The sequence below is a fragment of the Acidimicrobium ferrooxidans DSM 10331 genome (genome assembly GCF_000023265.1).
Classification (GTDB): Bacteria; Actinomycetota; Acidimicrobiia; order Acidimicrobiales; family Acidimicrobiaceae; genus Acidimicrobium; species Acidimicrobium ferrooxidans.
Genome location: NC_013124.1, coordinates 783,315 through 803,203 on the forward strand (window position 1 = coordinate 783,315; position 19,889 = coordinate 803,203).

Sequence of the window (19,889 nt, forward strand, 5' to 3'; positions counted from 1 at the left end):
GAGCAGCGTGTCGAGCTTCGTCGATCGCGCTCAGCTCCATGCTCGAGCGGGCGATGGCGGGGCGGGTGCGGTCTCCTTTCGCCGTGAGGCCCACGTGGATCGTGGTGGGCCTGATGGCGGTGACGGTGGTGATGGCGGAAGCGTCTTCGTCCAGGGCGACGAAGGCGTCGCCTCGCTGATCGCCTTCCGCGATCAGCCGTTTCGCCGTGCAGAAGATGGCCAGCATGGCCGCGGGCAACGGCGGCATGGGCGTCGCGGCCGAGATCTCGTCGTGCGGCTCCCGCTCGGGACGGTCGTGCGTGATGGCGAGGGCAACGTCCTCGCCGAGATCCTCGACACCACGACCCGCGTGGAGATCGCCAGAGGTGGGCGTGGGGGGCAGGGGAACGCTCGGTTCCTCTCGAACCGCCGCCGTGCGCCGGCGTTTGCGGAGCAGGGCGAGCATGGCGACGATCGGTGGGTCAATCTCGAGCTGAAGCTCGTCGCGGACGTCGCACTCGTTGGGCCTCCGAATGCGGGCAAGAGCTCACTCGTTGGGGTGCTCACCAACGCCAGACCGAAGATCGGGGACTATCCCTTCACGACGCTCGAGCCCACCCTCGGCGTCGTGCGGCGCGGCCCCGAGCGCGAGTTCGTCATCGCTGACGTTCCTGGTCTCATCGAGGGGGCGAGTGAGGGTCGTGGGCTCGGCCATGCGTTCCTCCGACACGTGGAACGCGCGCGGGTGTGCGCCGTCGTCGTCGACGCGGCGAGTGCGGCACCGGAGCGCGATGCCGCGACGACGTTGCATGAGCTCCACGCGTATGCCCCATGGCTCAGAGAGCGCCCGACGGTCGTGGTGCTCCAGAAGGCCGATCTCGTCGACGACCGAGCCATGGTGGCCGAGCGGGTTGGTGACGCGGTCGGGCTCCCGGTGGCAGGTGTCGTCTCCGCTCACCAGCGGGAGGGTCTCGGGCCGCTGCTCGACGTGTTCGAGCGACTCGTGGCCGAGGCGCGGGCTCGGGCGGCGGCGGGGCCGGCGGTGACCGTGCTCAGGCCTCGGGCGCGTGTGGAGGCGGAGGCGCGTCGTGTCGCGCCCGGGGTTTTCGAGTTGCTCGGACGCGACGCCATCCGGGCCGTGCGCTTGAGCGATCTCAGCGACGAGGGCGCCTTACGGGTGGTGCACGAGCGTCTCGGAGCGCTTGGGCTGTTGCGGGCGTTGCGCCGTCTCGGGGCTCGCGATGGCGACGTCGTTCGTGTCGGGGACCTCGAGCTCACCTACGAGGACGAGGCGTGATCCGGCGCCTGGTGGTGAAGGTGGGCACCTCCTCGCTGACGACCGAGGCGGGCTCGCTCCGCACCGAGCTCATCGGGAGCCTCGCCGCTCAGATCGCCGAGCTCGAGCGGAGCGGCGTCACGGTGGTCTGGGTCGCCAGTGGCGCGGTCGCCGTCGGACTGGCTCGCTGTGGGCTGACGAGGCCGCAGGAACCCGACGTCCTCCAGGCCGCGAGCGCACTTGGTCAGGTGGTGCTCGCGTCTGGACTCATCGAGGCGCTCGGAGCGCATGGAGTGCTGGGAGGACAGATCCTTCTCACCTCGGATGCACTCGCCGATCGTCGGAGCTACCTGCATGCGCGCACCACGTTCGAGGCGCTGTTTCGCCTGGGTGTGGTGCCGGTCGTGAACGAGAACGACGCGGTGGCCAGTGACGAGATCCGCTTCGGCGACAACGATCGGCTCGCGGCGCTCGTCGCACACCTCGTGGGTGCCGATCGGTTGCTGTTGCTCACCGATCAGCCGGGCGTCTTCGCCAAGGATCCCCGTTCCCATCCCGACGCCGACCTCATCGAGGAGCTGACGCCCGAGGCTGCCTCGGTGGTGACGCTCGGTGGTGCCGGCACGATGCGCGGAAGCGGCGGCATGAGCTCGAAGGTCCAAGCCGCCGAGATCGCGGCCCGTTCGGGGGCCGACTGCCTCATCGCGAGCGCGGCTCGTGCCGAGGTGATCGTGGACGCCGCGCGCGGACGTCCGCTGGTGGCGACCCTCGTGCGACGCCGTCGTCGGCGTGAGCCTGCACGGAGGTTGTGGATCGCCTACGCGGCGACGCCTCAGGGTCGCGTGGTGGTCGACGACGGAGCGCGCGATGCGCTCGTCGAGCGCGGCGCGTCACTGCTCGCCGTCGGGATCGTCGAGGTCAGCGGGGAGTTCCTCGCCGGCAGCGTGGTCGAGGTCGCCGACCGATCAGGGCGGCTGTTCGCCAAGGGCGTGGTGCGGGTCGATTCGAGGGATGTGCGTCGTTGTCGCGACGAGGTCATCCACCGTGACGACCTCGCCATCCTCGTCGAGGGCCCCGGGCCGAGAGAGCACCACGCAGACGGATGACTCGTCCGCAGGTCCTCGCTCGGTTCGGAGTCTGCCGCGAGGGTTGTGCGCGAGCGTTCGGTGCCGTGCCGACGAGGCGGCCTTGGCGAGCGACGCCGCCTTGACCACGGCCGAGAGCCGTGGTGGCGTGCTCAGACGAGCTCGGCGATGCGGCGAGCGAGCTTGTCCTCGATCTCGCGATTCCACGCGAGCTCGGCGAGATCGAGCGGCAGGAACAGGTCGGAGATGAGCAGCGTCTCCACGCCCGCGACGACGAGGTCCTTGCGCCAGTTGCCGACGCCGATCGTCACGGTGACGGGGCTCGGTGTGACGGTGAAGACGAGGGCCCGTTGCGCATCGATGATCTCAGCGAGGAACCCACCCTTCTTGGCCTGCAGCACGAAACCCTTCGTGCCATCCCCGGCCATCTCGACGGTGAAGCCATCGCCCTCGAGGAGTTGGCGTACCTTGGTCGCGAGCTCACTCGGGTCGACCTGCTTGTCGCCGAAGGTCACGGTCTTCTTGCCTGCCATGGAGTACTCCTCGTGGTCGGATCGTGCCTTCATAGTCTCGACGACCGGGCGGGCCAGCGCAAGTCGCGGCGGTGTCGTCCTCTCAGGAACCGACCGTGCCGTCGATGAGTTCGCGCAGGAGGTCAGCGTGGCCGTTGTGACGGGCGTACTCCTCGATCATGTGCGCGAGGACCCAGCGGATGGTCGGAGCGCCGGGCTGGCGTGCCCACGTCAGCTCGCGCCCGTCGATGGCGCGCCGGCTCGCATCGATCGCGCTCTGCCAGGTGGCGAGGTCGTCGGCGAAGCCCACGGGAGCGTCGATGAGAAAATCGGCATCCGGGGTCTCTGGATCCCAGAACCGAGGTGCCCAGCCGTCCTCGCCGAGGAGCTGCTTGCGAAACCACCACGCCTCGACGTCGGCCATGTGGCGAACGAGTCCGCGCAGCGACAGGAGCGACGTCGCGATCGGACGCGTCGTGAGCTGCTCCTCGGTGAGGCCTTCGACCTTGAGGAGCAACGTGGTGCGGTGGTAGTCCAACCATCCCTCGAGCATGGCGCGCTCGCCATCGTCGAACCCTGGTTCGACTCGCCTGGGATCGTGCAGTTCACCGACCGTCGCTGGCATCGTTGCGCTCTCCTTGCTCGGTGGGGTCCGTTACCAGTGTCACCACCAGCTCCCCGTCTCGGCAGGCTACCGGGTCCGACATCGTGGTGGGTGTGGCGGATGCGTGGTGCCTCCAGGTTCGATGGCGAGCGCCGAGCGCACGTTAGAGCTCTTGGAGGCCTTCGAGTCCAAAGAAGGCCTCGCGGAGTTGGTTGTCGTGTTCGAAGGCGTCGCGAGGGCCGCTGAAGCGCACCCGACCACCCTCGAGGACGATCACGTCGGTCGCGAGCTCGAGGAAGGAGACGTTCTGTTCCGCCACGAGCAGCGTGATGCCCTGGGCATGGAGATCACGCAGGCGATCGATCACCTCGTTCACGATCCGAGGAGCAAGCCCAGCCGAGGGCTCGTCCATGATGAGCAGGCGTGGGGCCGCCATGAGGCACTTGGCGATCCCGACCATCTTGCGCTGTCCGCCCGACAGGCTCCCTGCTGGCTCGCCGAGACGATCGGCGAGCTCGGGGAACATCGCGAGGACCTCGTCGATGCGCGCTGCTCGCTCCCTCTGGCGAAGGCGGAGGCCACCGAGGACGAGGTTCTCGCGGATGGAGAGACTCGGGAAGATGCCCTGCTCGCTCATGAACGCAACGCCGAGACGAGCGCGGCGATGGGCAGGCACCCGGTCGACCGACTCGCCGAACAGCGAGACCGACCCGCCGCGCGTCTCGTGGAGGCCGACGAGGGTGGCGAGCAAGGTGGACTTCCCCGCTCCATTCGCACCGAGGACGAGGGTGGCGGCGCCGTCCTCGACCGAGAACGTGATGTCCCAGAGCACCTGGACGGGGCCCCACGCGGCCCCGAGACCGTCAATCGTGAGCGCTGGTGGTGCCAAGGAAGACCCTTTCGACCTCGGGATCGCGCAGCGCGTCGCGCAGCGGTCCGACGAAGATGGAGGAGCCCGCGTTCAACACGACGACCGTGGGCGTGACCTGCTCGAGGAAGCCGAGCAGGTGCTCGACGACGACGAGTGAGGTTCCCTCGGCCGCGATCTCGTTCAAGAGGCCCGCGATGCTGTGCAGTTCGGCTGGGGAGAGTCCAGCGCCGAGCTCGTCGATGAAAAGGACGCGTGGGCGCAGCATGAGGGCACGTGCGAGATCGAGCAGCTTCTGCTGCGTGGCATTGAGCGTGCCGGCTTCGGACGCTCCGAACCGCGCAAGTCCGAGGCGCTCGAGGAGTTCGTCGGGGTCCACGTCGCCCCGTGGGTGGCGCGTGCTCGTGGCAACGAGGAGGTTGTCGCGCACCGTCATCCCGCGGAACGGGCGGGGGATCTGGAACGTCCGCCCGATGCCGGCGCGCGCGAGCTGGTGGGGCCGTGCCCCGGTGATGGGCGTACCGTCGAGCGTCACGGTGCCCTTCGTGGGGCGGTTGAGGCCGCAGATCGCGTTGATGCACGTCGTCTTGCCGGAGCCGTTGGGCCCCACGAGGCCGAGCGCTTGGGCGGGCTCGAGGTCGAAGTCGATCCCGGCGAGCGCGACGAGCCCGCCGAAGCGCTGTTCGAGTCCCCTGACGCTAAGCAGTGGCATCGGGGAGCTCCTTGGGCCGCCGAACGAGCAGCCCGCGAACGGCGGTGAGGATGCCGGCGAGGCCACGAGGTGCGAACAGGACGAGCACCACGATGGCGAGCCCATAGATCAGCTGGAAGGCCTGTGGGTCGCTCACGCCGATGATCGCATAGAGCGCATAGAGGACCACGGCGCCGATCGTTGGGCCCCACAGGGTGCCGACACCACCGAAGAGTGCGAAGACGAGGGCCAGCACGGTCGTGGTGACGTCGAAGACGGCGGTGGGGTAGAACAGGGAACTCGCCCAGCCGTAGAGGGCGCCGGCCATGCCGGCGATCGCGCAGGCGATCAGCCACGCCACGGCGCGGCGCATCGGGACGTTGACGCCGACCATCGAGGCGGAGTAGGGCTCGTCGCGGATGGCTTGGAGGGTGAGGCCGAACCTTGAGTTGCGCAGCCAGACCACCACGATCAGTGACAGGCCGACGAGCACGATGGACGCGACGTAGAACTGGCCGGAGGAGTAGGCGCTCGCGAGGTTGAGGCCGTCCGGACCGTTCGTCACGGAGGTAAGGGCCGGGTTGGCGACGATGTCGGCGAGGGCGAGAGCAGCTGCGAGGGTAGCGATCGCGAAGTAGGCACCTCGGAGCCGAAACAGTGGGATGAGCACGAGGCCGACGACGACGGCACCGAGGCCGCCGACGAGCACACTCGCAAGTGCCGGGACGTGCAGGTGGATGATGGCGAGGCCGGAGGCGTAGGCGCCGGCTCCGAAGAGGCCGAAGTAACCGAACGGAAGATAACCGGTGAAACCGTAGATGACGTTGATGCCTTGAGCGAGCGCGACGTAACCCATCATATAGACGAGCAGGAGTTCGTTGCCGTAGATGTGGAGGCCGAACGCAAAGCCGACGACCGGGACGACGACGCCAAGGCCATCGGCGATGGCTCGGCGCCCCAGGCGTCGTCGTGAGCGCCGTTCGGTCGTGGGGCGTTGGGCGAGCGCAGGCTCAGGCAACGCGGGCCCTCCTTCCGAAGAGACCTTCGGGTCGTAGCAGCATCGTACCGAGAACGAGGACGTAGGGGACGAGGTTCGACCATTCCGGGAGGTAGACCTGCGCGAGCTGCGACAAGACGCCGAAGGCGATGCCGGCGACGATGGTGCCGATCGGGTTGCCAAGCGATCCGAAGACGATGATGGCGAACGCGGTGATCGTGAGGCTCGCTCCCTCGGACGGGTCGACCCCCGAGAAGACGACGATGGCGAGAACCCCGGCGGCGGCCGCCAGCGCGATGCCGACGCCGAAGGTGATCGCGGAGATCCGACGAGTGTCGATGCCGACGGCGAGGGCCTCGCGCGCGTCGGCCATCACGGCTCGAGTCTCGAGGCCGAGTGGGGTGCGATAGAGGTAGAGGAGAAAGAGTACGAGCAGCGGCAGTGACACCGCGCCGACGATCCAGAGGTAGGCGGGGTAGCTCTCGCCGAGGAAGCGGATCGGATGCGAGGGGAGCGCCGCGATCGGCAGTGTCCGTTCGTTCGGGCCGAACCCGATCGCCCCGAGTGCCTCGATGACCTGCGAGATGCCGAAGAAGAGGACGAGCGACATGGTCTCGATGTCCCGAGCGCGTGCGAGCCTGGGGACGACGAGGCGGTGGAAACCGTAGCCAACGGCGACGCCGAAGGGAAGGACGATCACCGCGGCGAGGACGGGGCTCATGTGGAGGGCGCTGTAGAGATCCCAGGCCGCGAAGCCACCGAGCATGACGACGTCGCCGTGGGCGAGGTTGATGATGCGTTGGACACCAAAGACGATGTTGAGGCCCATCGCGAAGAGGGCATAGAAGAGCCCGAGCAGGACCCCTCCGATGATCGCAAAGAGGGCGAGCACGGCGGTACGGTTCCTCCAGCCAGTCATGCGCGGATCCGCCACCGAGCACCGGTGGCGGATCCGCGTGAGGTGGTCGTTACGGTGCGGGGTAGACGGCGCTGACCGGGTTCGGTGCAGGCGATGTGACCGGCTTCAGGGCGACCGTGTTGCCCGATCCCGGGAACAGCTGCGCGAGCGGCAGCAACTCTCCCGTCTGTGCTCCCTCGGAGTTGATCTGGAACGTGCCGTCGACGGTCGTGAGGTTACCCGAGACCGAGGTCAGCGCGTTGCGCAGCGCCAACTGGGACAACGAGGTCGCGTGCCGGAGCGCGGCTTCGACCACCAGACCGGTGTTGTAGCCGAGCAGGCCCAGTGTGTTCACCGCGCTCGGGTAGGTGCTCTGCAGCTTGGCCATGAACGCCGAGGTGGTGAGGCCTTCGGTCACGGAGTTGTAGGTGTTGTAGAAGTTGGTCCCGTAGGTGTAGGTGTACTGGAGACCGGTCTTGCCGAGCTGCGACTCGAACAGCGAGAGCAGCTGCCCCGGGAAGACGGTGAACACCATGGGGAAGTGGTCACCGGAGCTCTCGAGTTGCTGCAAGAACGCGGTGTCGTTCGGCTGGTAGCCGAGTTCGAGCACGGCGCCAGGCTTCTTCGCGGCGAGGCTCGAGATGATGGTCGAGTAGCTCGTCGTCGACGTCGGGACCTCTTCGTAGGCGGCCAGCGAGACGTGGGCCGCGGTCAGCTTGGCCTTGAGCGTCTCGGCCTGCGAGCCGTCGAAGTCATTGCCCCCGTAGACGATGGCCACGTTGTTGATGTGCTTCGAGATGATGAAGTTCGCCAACGGATCCGGCCAGATCGACGACACCGGTAGGTCGCAGAGCACGATGTAGGGATTGCCCGGGGTGAAGAACGGGATGCCGGTTCCGGACTGGTCGAAGAGCAGGTAGTGATGCGCCTGGGCGATCGAGACGGCCGGTGCGGTGAGCACGGACCCGAAGTCGGCGACGAGGATGTTGACCTTGTCCTGCGTGATCAGCTGGTTGGTGAGCACGCCGGCCGTCGATGGGTTGGACTGGTCGTTCAGGGCGATGAGCTTGACCGGAATGCGCTTGTGGTAGGCGCCCACGTAGACGCCACCCTTCGCGTTCTCGAGGCTGACCCAGAGCTTCAGGCCGTCGAGTTCGGGGATCGAACTCGTCGCGTACTCGCCGGACGAGGCGTACGTCGTTCCGACGGTGATCTGGGACGGAGCCGCCGGCGCGCTCGAGCTGCTCGAACTGCTTGACGAGGAGCTCGAGCCGCACGCTGCGGCGGTGAGTGCCAGCGTCCCCAACGTGAGCGCCCCGAGCGACGCTCGGCGAAGACGCGGACGAAGACGTACTCGCATGTGGTGTTCCCCCTTGTATCCCACGGAGTGGTCGCCGCTGCGCCGCACTGCGGCTGCGGTGCGCCAAACCGACGGAAGCATAGGTGGTGGGGTTTCGGGGGCCAAGGCGATGTCGATACTATGCACAGTCTGCATTCAGGCAAGATTCAGGTTCCCTGATCACCCGCGTCGGTGACCTGTGTGCCGTAGACTGGACGCGCGGGTCGCGACGCCGTGCGACGTCGGTGGTCCCCGACGAGTGGGTCGGGTCGATCGGTGGGTCGAGCGGCTCGCGAGCCGGTGTCGGTCAGGGCGCCGGGACAGCGCAGGAGTGGGCTTCGCCGGAGTTGGAGCGGTCAGATGATCCAAAGTGTCGAACAAGCGCAGGTCGATCGGGTCGACGCGCGAGCGATCGAAGCGGTCGCGGTGGCGGCCCGGGCGGCACAACCGCAGCTCGCGGCGGCGCCCGGTGAGCAGCGCCGGGCGGCACTGCTCGCGGCCGCGCGGGAGCTGCGCGCGAGCAGGGCTGCGATTCTCGAGGCGAACGAGCGTGACGTGGCCGACGCGGTCGATCTCACGAGTGCCCAGCGGGACCGACTGCGCCTCGACGATGCGCGGATCGAACAGATGGCCCAGGGGGTGGAGGCGGTGGCGGCCCAACCCGACGTCGTCGGTCGGGTCGTCGATGGCTGGACGTTGCCGAACGGCCTGCGCGTGCGTCGGGTTCGCGTCCCGCTCGGTGTCGTGGGTGTCATCTACGAGAATCGACCGAACGTCACCGCGGACGCCGCCGCGCTCGCACTCGCGTCGGGGAACGCGATCGTGCTCCGCGGATCGTCCCAGGCGCTCGCGTCGAACCGTGTGATCCGGGGCGCGATCGCGAGGGGGGTCGCCTCGGTAGGGCTCCCGGAGGCGCTCGTCGGGCTCGTCGAGGACACGTCGCGAGAGGGTGCTCGGGCGTTCATGCGCCTCGAGGGCATCATCGATGTGCTGGTGCCGAGAGGGGGTCCGGGGTTGCTCCGGGCGGTTCGGGACGAGGCTCGGGTGCCCGTGATCATCGATGGCGACGGCAACTGCCACGTCTACGTCGATCGGGCAGCCGATCTCGCGAAGGCAGCTGCGATCGTCGAGAACGCGAAGCTCCAGCGACCCGGTGTGTGCAACGCCGCCGAGACGCTGCTCGTCCACGCAGCCGTTGCCGACGAGTTCCTCCCGCAGCTCGCCGAGCGACTCGGTTCGTGCGAACTGCGGGGCGACGAGCGGACGCGAGCGCTCGTCCCTCGGGCGTTGCCGGCCACGGCCGCGGACTGGGAGACGGAGTATCTCGCCCCCATTCTTGCGGTGCGGGTCGTCGACACCCTCGAGGACGCCATCGCCCACATTCGGCGCTACTCGAGCGGTCACTCCGAAGCGATCGTCACGGAGGACCTGGCTGCAGCGACGCGCTTCACGGGCGAGGTGGACGCCGCAGCCGTCCTCGTCAACGCCTCGACGCGCTTCGTGGACGGGGGCCAGCTCGGCTTCGGTGCGGAGATCGGTATCTCGACCCAGAAGCTGCACTGGCGCGGGCCGATGGGGACCGAGGCGCTCACGAGCGTCAAGCTGGTCATCTGGGGCGACGGGCACGTGCGGACCTGATTGGGGGCGCTAGCCTGGGGTGGACATGGTCGCTTTTGGCTCGCCCCAGGTGGTCGCGGACCGGCTTCGAGAGGTCGGGTACCTCCCGACCGATGAGATCGCGACGACGATCTTCCTCGCCAGTGTGCTCGGCAAACCCGTGCTCGTGGAGGGACCCGCAGGAACCGGCAAGACCGAACTCGCCAAGGCGGTCGCGAGGGCGTGGGGGCTCGACCTGGTGCGCCTGCAGTGCTACGAGGGTCTCGACGAGTCCAAGGCGCTGTACGAGTGGGATTACCGCAAGCAACTCCTGGCGCTCCAGAGCCACGACGATGACCTCGGCTCCGTCTTCGACGAGGCGTTCCTCCTCGAGCGTCCGCTGCTGCGCGCATTGCGGATGACGAGCGACCGACTGCTGCTCATCGACGAGGTCGATCGTCTCGAGATCGAGACCGAGGCGCTCCTGCTCGAGGTCCTTGCGGAGTTCCAGGTCACGATCCCAGAACTCGGCACGCTCGCGGCGACGAGTCGACCGCTCGTCGTGCTCACCTCGAACGGCGTGCGTGACCTCTCCGAGGCGCTCAAGCGGCGAGCCTTGTTCCTCTTCCTCGACTATCCGGATCCCGAGCGCGAGCGTGCGATCGTCCTCGAGGCGGTGCCGGGGATCGAGGCGAGTCTCGCCGATGCCATCGCACGGTTCGTCGCAAGCGTGCGCGAGCTCGACGTGAAGAAGCGACCATCGATCGCAGAGACCATCGACTGGGCTCGTGCGTTGGTCGTGCTCGGTGCCGATGTGCTCGATCGCGAGACCGTGGAGACGACGCTCTCGCTGCTCCTCAAGCATCGTCACGACATCGAGCGAGTCCGGCGCGAGCTGCTCGGGGCGGCCAGCGCGTGATCGGTCGCGTCCTCGGCCTCGGGCGCGCACTCGCGGAGGCGGGCGCACCGGTGAGCCCGGCCGAGCTCGTCGATGCGCTGCGTGCCGTGGCTGCGCTCGAGGATCTGGCGCGCTCGCCGCTCAGGGCTGCGTTGCGCGCCACGATGGTCAAGGACGTCTCGGCGCTTCCCATCTTCGACGTGCTGTTCGACATCTATTTCCCGATGGCGAACCCGACGGACCAGGACCTCGCGGAGCTCGACGATGCAGCGATGCGCGCCGAGCTGGAGGTTGCGTTGCGCGATGGCGATGACGAGCGACTCGCTGCGCTGGCTGCTGCCGCGGTCGAGCGTTTCGGCGAGGTGCACTCTGGCGCCGCGGTCGCTGGCGCCTACTACGCCTATCGGACCCAGCGCGGGCTCGATCTCGAGCGGGTGCGCGAGGAACTCCTTGCGGGCTTGGCCCGCCCCCACGACGCCGAACTCGACTGGCGCGAGCGAGAACGCGAGGCGAGGCGTCGTCTCCAGTCGTTCTCGCGCCACATCGACGATGCGGTACGCGCGCGTCTTGCTCGCGAGCGCGATCCCGACGAACTCGCGCACAGCCTCGGCCTGCGCATCGCCGACGACGTCGACATCATGAACGCATCACGCGAGGAGTTGGCGGCGATTCGCGAGGCCGTGCGTCCACTGGCTGCCAAACTGGTCGCACGGCTCGAGCGGCGTAGGACACGCCGGGGCGGTCCACTGGAGCTGCGTCGCACGATCCGTCGGTCGCTCTCGACCGGTGGGGTGCCCCTCGAGCCCGTGTTCCGGCCGCGGCGACCGCATCGGCCCGACGTGGTTGTCCTCACCGACATCTCCGGTTCGGTGGCGTCGTTCGCCCGCTTCACGCTCCAGCTGCTCTGGGCGCTCGCAGGGGAGCTGCGTCGACTTCGAGCCTTCGCCTTCATCGACGCCGTCGACGAGGTCACCCCCCTCGTCGGGGGGTCGTGGGACCTCGACGCTGCGCTTCGAGCGGTGGCAGAGCGCGCCGCGGTGGTCGGCAAGCAGGGTCACTCGGACTATGGCGCCGTGTTTGCCCAGTTCGAAGAGCGCTTCGTCGACGCCGTCAGTCCGAGGACCACGCTGATCGTCCTCGGCGATGCCCGCGCGAACTACCACGAGCCGCGAGCCGAGGTGCTCGATCGGCTGGCGCGACGAGCGCGCGCCACCCACTGGCTGAACCCGGAGCCGGCACGCTACTGGGACAGCGGGGACTCGGTCATGGGCGCCTACGCCCCATCGTGCACGTCGGTCGTCGAGTGTCGGACGCTCGCGCAGCTGGAGCGCTTCGTCGAGGAGGTGCTGTAGGCTCTGGCCGGCGAGGCGCCCGGCGGCGACGATGTCACGAACGCGACGATGTCACGAACGCGACGGCGTCACAAACGCGTCAAGGTCGCACGAGGGCTCCCGCGTCAGGGGCATGCCGTGTCGAGGTCGACCGCGGTGCCGTTGCCGTTGGCAGAGAAGGCCGTCGTGGCTCCGTACTGGACGTAGCGAATGGTGCCGCCGCCGAAGGGGGCATACTCGGTCCCGGCGGTGCCCGCGCAGACGCTGGCTGGGTCCGCCCCGGGATCGGGAACCCAGAGGGGCGTGCCGGCAGGCAGGGTCGCGCCGCCGGTGATGTCACCCCACTGGTAGTTGGTCGAGTAGACGCCTGCGCTCACGCCGACCGATTCGAGGAACGCGAGGGCCCCGTAGACCGCGTCGCGGTTGGCGGTCGTCGAGCTCGTCCACGATCCGCTGAGCTCGACGTCCAGCCACCACGCGTTGCGCAGCGTGCTCGAAGTGGAGCCGAGATCGACGAAGGAGGTCGCGTAGGCGTACTCGGCTTCGTCGTAGCCGTAGGAGAAGTAGGCACCGGGCCCGCTCGCCGACGTGGCGCTCGTGTAGAGCTGACCGGCCGGCGTCGAGAGTGCTGCCTGGGGCACCGGGTTGAAGGAGGTGCCGTTCCACGTCGACCAGCTTGCGGTGCCGGCGGGCGGGATCGCGAGCGGCGCCATGTTGGTGCCCTGGGGGATGGTGTTGCTCGCGCCGGCAAAGACGTAGAGCTGGGTGCTGGAGCCCCCCAGGCCGACCGCCTGTTGGAACGCGTCCGGGGCGCAGCCGGAGTTGCTCGTCCAGTCGTACGAGAAGGGCCAGCCGTTCGACTCGACGAGCAGCAGTGGGTCACCGACAGGAAGGTAGGGGAGGTTCGAGCAGTTGAAGTTGCTGAGGTCGACCCCGCTCATGGCGGGCAGTTCGATCGCCCCGACGATGGCGCCAGGGAGCGGGTGCGACCCCGCAAGTCCCGTGTAGCCCATCGAGTAGGTGGTGCCGTCGAAGCTCGCGTCCCCGAAGGTGAACACCCCGCCGTCGGCTGCGACCAAGGTGTAGCCGGCACCGGTAGGGCTCGGGTCGATCCCGACGACGGGAGCTGCGAGCGGACGAGACCCACCGAGACCGGTGAGCCCCAAGGTGTAGGTGTTGCCGTAGAAGCCAGCATCTCCGAAGCTGAACACCCCGCCGTCGGCCGCCACCAGCCAATAGCCCTTGCCGTCGGGGGTTGTGGCCATCCCGACGACCGGGGCTGCGAGCGGACGTGACCCACCGAGACCGGTGAGCCCCAAGGTGTAGGTGTTGCCGTAGAAGCCGGCGTCTCCGAAGCTGAAGACGCCCCCGTCCTTGGCCACCAGCCAATAGCCCTTGCCGTCGGGGGTGGGCACGATCCCGACGATGGGGGCTGCGAGCGGACGAGACCCACCGAGGCCCGTGAGCCCCAAGGTGTAGGTGTTGCCGTAGAAGCCAGCATCTCCGAAGCTGAACACCCCGCCGTCGGCCGCCACCAGCCAATAGCCCTTGCCGTCGGGGGTTGCGGCCATCCCGACGATGGGAGCTGCGAGCGGACGTGACCCACCGAGGCCCGTGAGTCCCAAGGTGTAGGTGTTGCCGTAGAAGCCGGCATCTCCGAAACTGAACACCCCACCGTCCGCGCCGACCAGCCAATAGCCGCCACCGCCTGGCACGGCGGCTGCCCCGACGACAGGAGCAGCGAGCGGGCGAGACCCGTAGAGACCCGTCAGCCCGAGGTTGTAGACCGAGCCGAAGGTCTGTGTCGCGAACGGGTACGAGGAGCCATCCGCCCCGACGAGAACATAGCCATCGGCTGGCGTGGTCGACGAGGCCAGGGTGGCCGCCGTGTGCGGGGCTTGCGCCGTGAGGGGGCGGTCGGTCGCGAGTCCGGCGGCGGTGACGGCCAAGAGGCTCGTCGCGGCAAGTGTTCCGAGCGAGCGTCGTAGCAACCGGTGCGACATGAGCGGTGCGATCCTCCGTGCGTGCGTCGTGTAGCAGAGGGGATATCGGCACGCCGGCTCGAAACGTTGAGCCGAGCGCGTGGCGCGCCCACGAGGTCGGCCGCTTCGCGCCATCGAGGTGGTTCCCTACGAGTGGTGCTCGGTGTGGCCGGCGTCTGGCGCGACGAACTCGTTGCGCATCGTGCCGATCCCCTCGACGGAGCTCTCCACCACGTCACCGGGCCGGAGGAAGACGGGCGGCCTTCGACCGGCACCGACACCATCGGGTGTGCCCATGGCGATGAGATCTCCTGGCTCCAGGGTCATGATCTCGGAGAGGTAGGCGATGGTGGTCGGGACGTCGAAGAGCATGTCTCGTGATCGGCCATCTTGCATCGTGGTCCCGTTGACGCGCGTGGTGAGAGCCACGTCACGGACGTCATCGACCTCGTCGCGGGTCACCATCCATGGCCCGACGGGCGTCGAGGCCTCGAAGATCTTGCCTTGGAGGAACTGGCTCGTGCGATGTTGGTAGTCGCGCATGGAGACGTCGTTGACGACGACGTAGCCTGCGACGTGCTCGAGTGCATGGGCGACATCGACGTGGCGAGCTCGGCGACCGATGACGACGCCGATCTCGACCTCCCAGTCGACCTCATGGGACGTGACCGGGAGCGTGATCTGATCGAAGGGGCCCGTGAGGGACCGTGGGAACTTCGCGAACAAGGTCGGGAAGGCGGGACGCTCGTCGTGACCCATCTCGTCCATGTGCTTGGCGTAGTTCAGCCCCAGGCAGATGATGGCTCCGGGGGTCGTCACGGTCGGGGCGAAACGGGCGTCGGCGGCTTCGACGGCTTCGGCTGCACGCAGCTCGCCGAACGCGCCGAGGTCTCCCTCGACGGCGCGGAGCGCCGCCGCGAGGTCCGGGAATGGTAACAGCCGCCAATGGGTACCGAAATCCATCGCGGCGTGCGTTCCCGTTGCTGTGCGGATAGTGGCGAGGCGCACGGTTCCCTCCTTGTGCGACGCGGTGCGTGGGTGGAACGCTAGTTGGACTGGTCGGCGTCGTCGGAGCTGGCCCGGATGGTCTCGAGCTCGATGGTGAGCGGTGCCGCCGACTCGCTCGAGCAGCGCGGGCAGGGGTCCCGATGAATCATGGAGCGTAGGATGCGAGATCCCGATGGATTGAGGCGAACGAGGAAGGCGCCCGAGACCGGGTCGACGACGACGGAGTCATACGGCTCCCACCGAGACGGGGGCACCATCGCCGCTGCATCGGGGTGTGCTTGGTTGCGGGGCAGGCGCACGAACCGATGCTCGCTCGTGTCGAAGATCCACGTGGAGTTGCAGGTGTCGATCGTCTCGTAGCGCCCGACGTCGTTGGAGGGCTGAGGTGTCATGTGTCGGCTCCCGGTCGGCGGGTTGGCCCCCACAGTGTACCCGGTGGGCGCTGCTCGCGAAGAGAGAGTGCGCGGGTGGAGTTGGCTAGTCTTAGGGCTTTGCCCGCCGCACCAAACGGCCTCGAGGAAGGAGCACGTCATGGCCGAAGAGGAACAGCCAGCGAGTCCGGAAGAAGAGGAGCTCGCCGCCTTCTTCGACGACGAGGACGCGCCCGAGGATCGCATGACGTTCTCTGCCTTCGATGGGTTTGCGACCGGCATCGCGCTCGCCCCCGAGGCGGTCCCACAGGCGGCGTGGGTCGCGGTCGCGCTTGGCGAGGCGGCCGATGAGGCACCACCGCGGGTCATCGAGTTGATGGCGCACTACGTCGACGAGATGCGATCGGTGCTCGACTCGACCGACGTGAGCGAGCGATTCGTACCCGTCTTCGACCTCGTGGGCGAGGACGACGGCGAAGAGCTCGTCTCGCCGTCGGATTGGTGCGCGGGATTTCTGATCGCGACCGAGTTCTACCGTGACACGCTCGATGCGCTCGCCGAGACGAACGACGAGGTGGCCGAACTCCTCGTGCCGATCATCAGTTTCGGTACCGATGAGGGTCTCGACGCGCTCGAGGAGAGCGGCGACGAGGACAGCCTCGCGGACGAACTCATCGACGCGATCCAACCCAGCGTGATCGCCCTGCGCGGATACCTGCGCTCGGCTTAGTCGACCCGCGCGACGGAAGCGTCGTCCGCGTCGAGGGGCGCGCTTGCGGCGCCTGTCGCGATGGTCGGTGCGTCCGCCCAGAGGCGCTCGAGCTGATAGAACTGGCGAGCCTCGGGTGCGAGGACGTGGATCACGATGTCCATGCAGTCGAGGACGACCCAGGGGTCTCCCGGGCGTCCTTCGACGCGTGGGTGGAGTCCGAGATCGCGACGGATCTGGCGAACGAGATCGGTGACGAGCGAGGCGCCGAGGCGGGGATTTCGCGCCGTCGCGAGGATGAAGTGCGTCGCGATCGCGGTGAGTTCCGCCACTTCCAAGACCACGACGTCATCAGCATGCTTGTCCTCGGCCATGCGGGCGATCGCGAGCGCGTGCGTGCGCTGATCGGAGAGCCGGAGGCGGTGAAGATCGTGGTCGGTGCTCACACCAGGGTCGTGGAATGGGCGCAGGGTGCTGTCGGCGATGTCGATGATGGGGCCTCCTCGTCGTGATCGTTCGGTTGGGCGCGACGGCACTCGAGACTCGTGATTGCCGAGCGGTCCTCGGCCGAGAGCACGGCATCGCGCAGCGGCGGGCGACACCGACCGAGGCGATGGAACTGACCCAGTCGATGCAGACGAGGACGGACGGACGCTTGCTCGCCGAGAGCTATCTCGGAGCGACCGCTGCACGCGAGCCTGCGGTGCTCGGGCCTGCTCGAGGTCGTAGGAGATGGTGACGCCACGCACCAGTCAGTCTAGCCCGGCTTGGGCTGTATCGCCGAGTGTGGCGGGGGCGCGTCGTGGTAGAGCCCGAAGCGATTGATGGCGGCGATGGCCTCGTCGGGCAACAGGAACTGGAGGGGGCGACGATCGCGCACGCGTTCGCGCAGATCGGTCGAGGAGATGTCGAGCCAGGGCATCTCGGCGAAGATCGGATCGCGAAAGCCCTCGAGCACGGTCGGGCTCGGGTAGCCATAGCGATTGACGACGACGATGCGAGAGAGGAGCGGGAGCTCGTCGGCTCGTTCCCAGGTCCTCATCTGGTTCGCGGCGTCGGAGCCGACGATCAAGAAGAGCTCGTCGTTCGGGTGCTGAGCCCGCAGCTCGCGGAGCGTGTCGACCGTGTAGGAGCGACCCCCACGACGGATCTCGAGGTCCGATGCCTCGAATCCGTCGATGGTCTCGATGACCGCGCGCACCACCGCGAGCCGCAGCGCAGGGTCGGTCACTTCGCGAGCGGCCTCCTTCTGCCAGGGCACGTTGGCCACCACGAAGAGAACGCGGTCGAGGGCGGCAGCGTACTGCGCGTTCTGAGCGGCAACGAGGTGTCCGATGTGGAGAGGGTCGAAGGTGCCCCCGAAGACCCCGATGCGCATCAGTGGTTCTGCTCGAGGAGCTCGATGACTTCGCCGAAAGCCTCGCGTTCTGGCTCGTGGACCACCCATTCGTCGACGCCGAGCGTCTCGGAGACGGCCTGGATCTTCTCGGCAACCTCGGCCGCGGTACCGATCAGGACCGCCGGCATGGCGAGCGCGTCGGCGACGTCGACGTTGTAGGCGCGACTGAGGTCGCGCACGACGGATGCGGCGTCGTTGCCGAGGTGCACGAACGCGGTGCGCAGCTGGATGCGTGGCGATCGATCAGCGAGGGCGGCAGCCTCACGCACCTTGGCGAGCTTGCGGCGATAGGAGGCGGCCGAGAGCTGATCGGCGACCGCGCGCCGCGAGTCGGGTCGTGCGAGCGATGGGTTGACGCTGACGACGTCGGCGTAGCGTGCCGCCAGTGTCAGCACGCGCGGCCCCCCGCCGCCGGCGACCAGTTCGAAGCCCGCCGCCCCCATGGGGAGGCGGAATCCGTTGAGCTGATAGGCCCGACCGTGGAAAGTGACCTCGCCGTGCGATCGCAGCCGATCGACGATCGCGAGTGCCTCGGCCAGACGGTCGACGCGAGCGGCGGCGACGTCGAAGCGCGCGCCGAGGTGGTCGAAGTCGCTGCGCTGCCAACCAGCTCCGAGTCCGAGCGCGATGCGACCCGGGAACGCCGAGGCGATGGTCGCGAACTCGGCGGCGATGATCGCGGGATGGCGCAGGTCGTTATTCATGACGAGCGCCGCAACCGTGAGGCGTCGTGACGCTGCGGCGGCGAGCGCCACCGAGGCGATGGGAGCGGTGCGCTCCTCGATGTGGTCGGGGAACGACACGCCGTCGTAGCCGGCGGCTTCGATGGATGCAAGGAGCGCGGGGAGCTCGGCGAGCTGTGTGCTCGCGCCAAGTTGGACGACGAAGTGTGGGCGCGTCACGAGACGATTCCTTCGCGAGGGCTGGAGAGCGGGGAGTCCTGGGGCATGGTCGGGTGAGCACCTAGACTACCGCTAGGAGGCTTCATGAACGCGCTTGACGACGCCGGTTGGCAGCCGTGGGACTGGCAGCAGCGTGTGGCCGCGCAGCAGCCCGAGTGGCCCGATCCCGAGGCGTTGGACGCGGTCATCAAGGAGTTGGCTCAGCGCCCAGCCCTCGTGGTCGCCAAGGACGTCGACCGGCTACGAGCCGCACTGGCGCGTGCGGCCCGTGGACGTGCCTTCGTGCTCCAAGCCGGTGACTGCGCGGAGAGCTTCCACGATCACTCCGCGAGTTCGCTGCGCGCCAAGCTGAAGATCATCTTGCAGATGGCCGTGGTCCTGACCTACTCGTCGGGCGTGTCGGTGGTCAAGATCGGGCGTATCGCCGGCCAGTTCGCCAAGCCGAGGTCGGCGCCCGTCGAGGTCGTCGACGGGGCGACCTTGCCGTCGTTTCGCGGGCACATCGTCCATGATGACGCCCCGACACTGGACGCGCGTCGTCCCAACCCCGAACGCCTACTCTGGGCCTACGATCAGTCCCGAGCGACGGTGAGCGTGTTGCGAGCCCTCACCGAGGGGGGCTTCGCGGATCTCTCCGGGGCGCATCGGTGGAACCTCGACTTCGTCGCCTCGTCGCCGGAAGGGCAGCGCTACCAGGCGATCGCCGATGGGGTCGATCGGGCACTTCGCTTCATGGCAGGCTGCGGGATCGATCTCGAGCGCGAGGCCGTTCTGCACCAAGTGAACGTGTGGACCTCGCACGAGGCGCTCTTACTGCCCTACGAGGCGGCGCTCACCCGGCGCGATCCTGCCTCGCAGCGCTACTACGACCTCTCGGCCCACATGGTCTGGGTGGGCGAGCGCACGCGCCAGCTCGACGGCGCACACCTGCGTTTTGCATCGGGGATCGCCAATCCGGTCGGACTGAAGGTCGGCCCCACGATGGAGCCCGACACCCTCGTCGAGGCCTGCCGGATCCTCGATCCTGATCGGACGCCGGGTCGGCTGGTGCTCATCTCACGCATGGGTCACGACGCCGTGCGTGATCGCCTCGGAGGTCTCGTCGAGGCCGTACGTGAGGCGGGCTATCCGGTGGTGTGGCTGTGCGATCCGATGCACGGCAACACCTTCGTCTCCCAGTCAGGCTACAAGACGCGCCGCTTCGAGGACGTGATGGACGAGATCGCCGGTTTCTTCGAGGTCCATCGACGGCTTGGTACCCACGCAGGTGGGATCCACCTCGAGCTCACCGGAGAGGACGTGACGGAGTGTCTTGGCGGCTCGGAGGCGGTGCTCGAGTCGGAACTGTGTCGTGCCTACGACACCATCTGCGATCCTCGGTTGAACGCGCGCCAATCACTCGACTTGGCGTTTCGCGTCGCTGAACTCCTGATCCGCTGAGTTC

The 19,889-nt window shown here is 68.1% G+C and carries 21 protein-coding genes; 8 read left to right on the forward strand and 13 right to left on the reverse strand.

The annotated features are described in order from the left end of the window. Positions 1-7: 7 nt before the first annotated feature. The gene (obgE, locus tag AFER_RS03980) at positions 8-1,276 is read left to right on the forward strand and encodes a GTPase ObgE (protein WP_015798210.1); all 1,269 of its coding nucleotides are present in this window, start codon (positions 8-10) and stop codon (positions 1,274-1,276) included. Then, on the forward strand, positions 1,273-2,361 hold the full coding sequence (gene proB / locus AFER_RS03985) for a glutamate 5-kinase (protein ID WP_015798211.1): 1,089 nt from the start codon (positions 1,273-1,275) through the stop codon (positions 2,359-2,361). Before obgE ends, proB begins: the two co-directional genes overlap by 4 nt. A gap of 131 nt (positions 2,362-2,492) precedes the next feature. On the opposite strand, the gene AFER_RS03990 is transcribed toward proB, so the two are convergent. The 7 genes from AFER_RS03990 to AFER_RS04020 all read right to left on the reverse strand — a co-directional run bounded on the left by AFER_RS03990 (position 2,493) and on the right by AFER_RS04020 (position 8,270). Next, complete coding sequence (locus AFER_RS03990; RefSeq protein WP_015798212.1) at positions 2,493-2,873, reverse strand: hypothetical protein; 381 nt, start codon at positions 2,871-2,873, stop codon at positions 2,493-2,495. A gap of 82 nt (positions 2,874-2,955) precedes the next feature. Further along, a complete protein-coding gene (locus AFER_RS03995; protein WP_015798213.1) occupies positions 2,956-3,477 on the reverse strand; it encodes a DinB family protein in 522 nt (173 codons plus the stop codon). 142 nt (positions 3,478-3,619) lie between these two features. Further along, entirely contained in the window at positions 3,620-4,345 is a 726-nt protein-coding gene (locus AFER_RS04000) for an ABC transporter ATP-binding protein (RefSeq protein ID WP_015798214.1), read from the reverse strand. Beyond that, the gene (locus tag AFER_RS04005) at positions 4,320-5,036 is read right to left on the reverse strand and encodes an ABC transporter ATP-binding protein (protein WP_015798215.1); all 717 of its coding nucleotides are present in this window, start codon (positions 5,034-5,036) and stop codon (positions 4,320-4,322) included. The genes AFER_RS04000 and AFER_RS04005 overlap by 26 nt, the downstream gene beginning before the upstream one ends. Beyond that, positions 5,023-6,033 (reverse strand): branched-chain amino acid ABC transporter permease, encoded by a 1,011-nt coding sequence (locus AFER_RS04010; protein ID WP_015798216.1) that lies wholly within the window; start codon positions 6,031-6,033, stop codon positions 5,023-5,025. The genes AFER_RS04005 and AFER_RS04010 overlap by 14 nt, the downstream gene beginning before the upstream one ends. After that, positions 6,026-6,931 (reverse strand): branched-chain amino acid ABC transporter permease, encoded by a 906-nt coding sequence (locus AFER_RS04015; RefSeq protein ID WP_143711935.1) that lies wholly within the window; start codon positions 6,929-6,931, stop codon positions 6,026-6,028. Before AFER_RS04015 ends, AFER_RS04010 begins: the two co-directional genes overlap by 8 nt. A 49-nt stretch (positions 6,932-6,980) precedes the next feature. Beyond that, positions 6,981-8,270, reverse strand: a complete 1,290-nt coding sequence (locus tag AFER_RS04020) for an ABC transporter substrate-binding protein (RefSeq protein WP_015798218.1) — start codon at positions 8,268-8,270, stop codon at positions 6,981-6,983. Between the two features lie 339 nt (positions 8,271-8,609). Between AFER_RS04020 and AFER_RS04025 the strand changes: the two genes are divergently transcribed. The 3 genes from AFER_RS04025 to AFER_RS04035 are packed head-to-tail and all read left to right on the forward strand — an operon-like array spanning position 8,610 to position 12,095. Further along, positions 8,610-9,887, forward strand: coding sequence for a glutamate-5-semialdehyde dehydrogenase (locus AFER_RS04025; protein WP_015798219.1), 1,278 nt, complete (start codon positions 8,610-8,612; stop codon positions 9,885-9,887). Between the two features lie 25 nt (positions 9,888-9,912). Then, positions 9,913-10,764, forward strand: coding sequence for an AAA family ATPase (locus tag AFER_RS04030; RefSeq protein ID WP_015798220.1), 852 nt, complete (start codon positions 9,913-9,915; stop codon positions 10,762-10,764). Beyond that, positions 10,761-12,095, forward strand: a complete 1,335-nt coding sequence (locus AFER_RS04035) for a vWA domain-containing protein (RefSeq protein WP_015798221.1) — start codon at positions 10,761-10,763, stop codon at positions 12,093-12,095. Before AFER_RS04030 ends, AFER_RS04035 begins: the two co-directional genes overlap by 4 nt. Positions 12,096-12,199: 104 nt before the next feature. Here AFER_RS04035 and AFER_RS04040 read toward each other — a convergent pair whose 3' ends face one another. The 3 genes from AFER_RS04040 to AFER_RS04050 all read right to left on the reverse strand — a co-directional run bounded on the left by AFER_RS04040 (position 12,200) and on the right by AFER_RS04050 (position 15,456). Then, entirely contained in the window at positions 12,200-14,077 is a 1,878-nt protein-coding gene (locus AFER_RS04040) for a glycoside hydrolase family 25 domain-containing protein (protein ID WP_015798222.1), read from the reverse strand. 126 nt (positions 14,078-14,203) lie between these two features. Next, on the reverse strand, positions 14,204-15,064 hold the full coding sequence (locus AFER_RS04045; protein ID WP_015798223.1) for a fumarylacetoacetate hydrolase family protein: 861 nt from the start codon (positions 15,062-15,064) through the stop codon (positions 14,204-14,206). Between the two features lie 38 nt (positions 15,065-15,102). After that, positions 15,103-15,456 (reverse strand): hypothetical protein, encoded by a 354-nt coding sequence (locus tag AFER_RS04050; protein WP_015798224.1) that lies wholly within the window; start codon positions 15,454-15,456, stop codon positions 15,103-15,105. Between the two features lie 139 nt (positions 15,457-15,595). On the opposite strand from AFER_RS04050, the gene AFER_RS04055 reads away from it, so the two are divergent. Continuing rightward, positions 15,596-16,165: a YecA/YgfB family protein gene (locus AFER_RS04055; protein ID WP_015798225.1), complete on the forward strand. Its 570-nt coding sequence runs from the start codon at positions 15,596-15,598 to the stop codon at positions 16,163-16,165. Here the strand turns inward: AFER_RS04055 and rsfS are convergent. Further along, positions 16,162-16,590 (reverse strand): ribosome silencing factor, encoded by a 429-nt coding sequence (rsfS, locus tag AFER_RS04060; protein ID WP_083769241.1) that lies wholly within the window; start codon positions 16,588-16,590, stop codon positions 16,162-16,164. The two genes, AFER_RS04055 and rsfS, sit on opposite strands and share 4 nt — an antisense overlap. 62 nt (positions 16,591-16,652) lie before the next feature. Between rsfS and AFER_RS04065 the strand changes: the two genes are divergently transcribed. Next, complete coding sequence (locus AFER_RS04065) at positions 16,653-16,883, forward strand: hypothetical protein (RefSeq protein ID WP_041661672.1); 231 nt, start codon at positions 16,653-16,655, stop codon at positions 16,881-16,883. 18 nt (positions 16,884-16,901) lie between these two features. Here AFER_RS04065 and nadD read toward each other — a convergent pair whose 3' ends face one another. After that, positions 16,902-17,522 (reverse strand): nicotinate-nucleotide adenylyltransferase, encoded by a 621-nt coding sequence (gene nadD, locus AFER_RS04070; RefSeq protein ID WP_015798227.1) that lies wholly within the window; start codon positions 17,520-17,522, stop codon positions 16,902-16,904. Further along, positions 17,522-18,445, reverse strand: a complete 924-nt coding sequence (locus AFER_RS04075; RefSeq protein WP_015798228.1) for an LLM class flavin-dependent oxidoreductase — start codon at positions 18,443-18,445, stop codon at positions 17,522-17,524. Before AFER_RS04075 ends, nadD begins: the two co-directional genes overlap by 1 nt. A gap of 84 nt (positions 18,446-18,529) precedes the next feature. On the opposite strand from AFER_RS04075, the gene AFER_RS04080 reads away from it, so the two are divergent. After that, positions 18,530-19,885 carry a class II 3-deoxy-7-phosphoheptulonate synthase gene (locus AFER_RS04080; protein WP_015798229.1) on the forward strand — a complete coding sequence of 452 codons (1,356 nt, stop codon included), beginning with the start codon at positions 18,530-18,532 and terminating at the stop codon, positions 19,883-19,885. Positions 19,886-19,889 lie beyond the last annotated feature (4 nt).

Excerpts from the sequence above, each read along its gene's own strand:
- AFER_RS03990 (WP_015798212.1), bottom strand. The coding sequence starts at position 2,873 with ATGGCAGGCAAGAAGACCGTGACCTTCGGCGACAAGCAGGTCGACCCG.
- AFER_RS03995 (WP_015798213.1), bottom strand. The coding sequence starts at position 3,477 with ATGCCAGCGACGGTCGGTGAACTGCACGATCCCAGGCGAGTCGAACCA.
- AFER_RS04005 (WP_015798215.1), bottom strand. The coding sequence starts at position 5,036 with ATGCCACTGCTTAGCGTCAGGGGACTCGAACAGCGCTTCGGCGGGCTC.
- AFER_RS04015 (WP_143711935.1), bottom strand. The coding sequence starts at position 6,931 with ATGACTGGCTGGAGGAACCGTACCGCCGTGCTCGCCCTCTTTGCGATC.
- AFER_RS04020 (WP_015798218.1), bottom strand. The coding sequence starts at position 8,270 with ATGCGAGTACGTCTTCGTCCGCGTCTTCGCCGAGCGTCGCTCGGGGCG.
- AFER_RS04025 (WP_015798219.1), top strand. The coding sequence starts at position 8,610 with ATGATCCAAAGTGTCGAACAAGCGCAGGTCGATCGGGTCGACGCGCGA.
- AFER_RS04030 (WP_015798220.1), top strand. The coding sequence starts at position 9,913 with ATGGTCGCTTTTGGCTCGCCCCAGGTGGTCGCGGACCGGCTTCGAGAG.
- AFER_RS04040 (WP_015798222.1), bottom strand. The coding sequence starts at position 14,077 with ATGTCGCACCGGTTGCTACGACGCTCGCTCGGAACACTTGCCGCGACG.
- AFER_RS04050 (WP_015798224.1), bottom strand. The coding sequence starts at position 15,456 with ATGACACCTCAGCCCTCCAACGACGTCGGGCGCTACGAGACGATCGAC.
- AFER_RS04055 (WP_015798225.1), top strand. The coding sequence starts at position 15,596 with ATGGCCGAAGAGGAACAGCCAGCGAGTCCGGAAGAAGAGGAGCTCGCC.
- nadD (WP_015798227.1), bottom strand. The coding sequence starts at position 17,522 with ATGCGCATCGGGGTCTTCGGGGGCACCTTCGACCCTCTCCACATCGGA.
- AFER_RS04080 (WP_015798229.1), top strand. The coding sequence starts at position 18,530 with ATGAACGCGCTTGACGACGCCGGTTGGCAGCCGTGGGACTGGCAGCAG.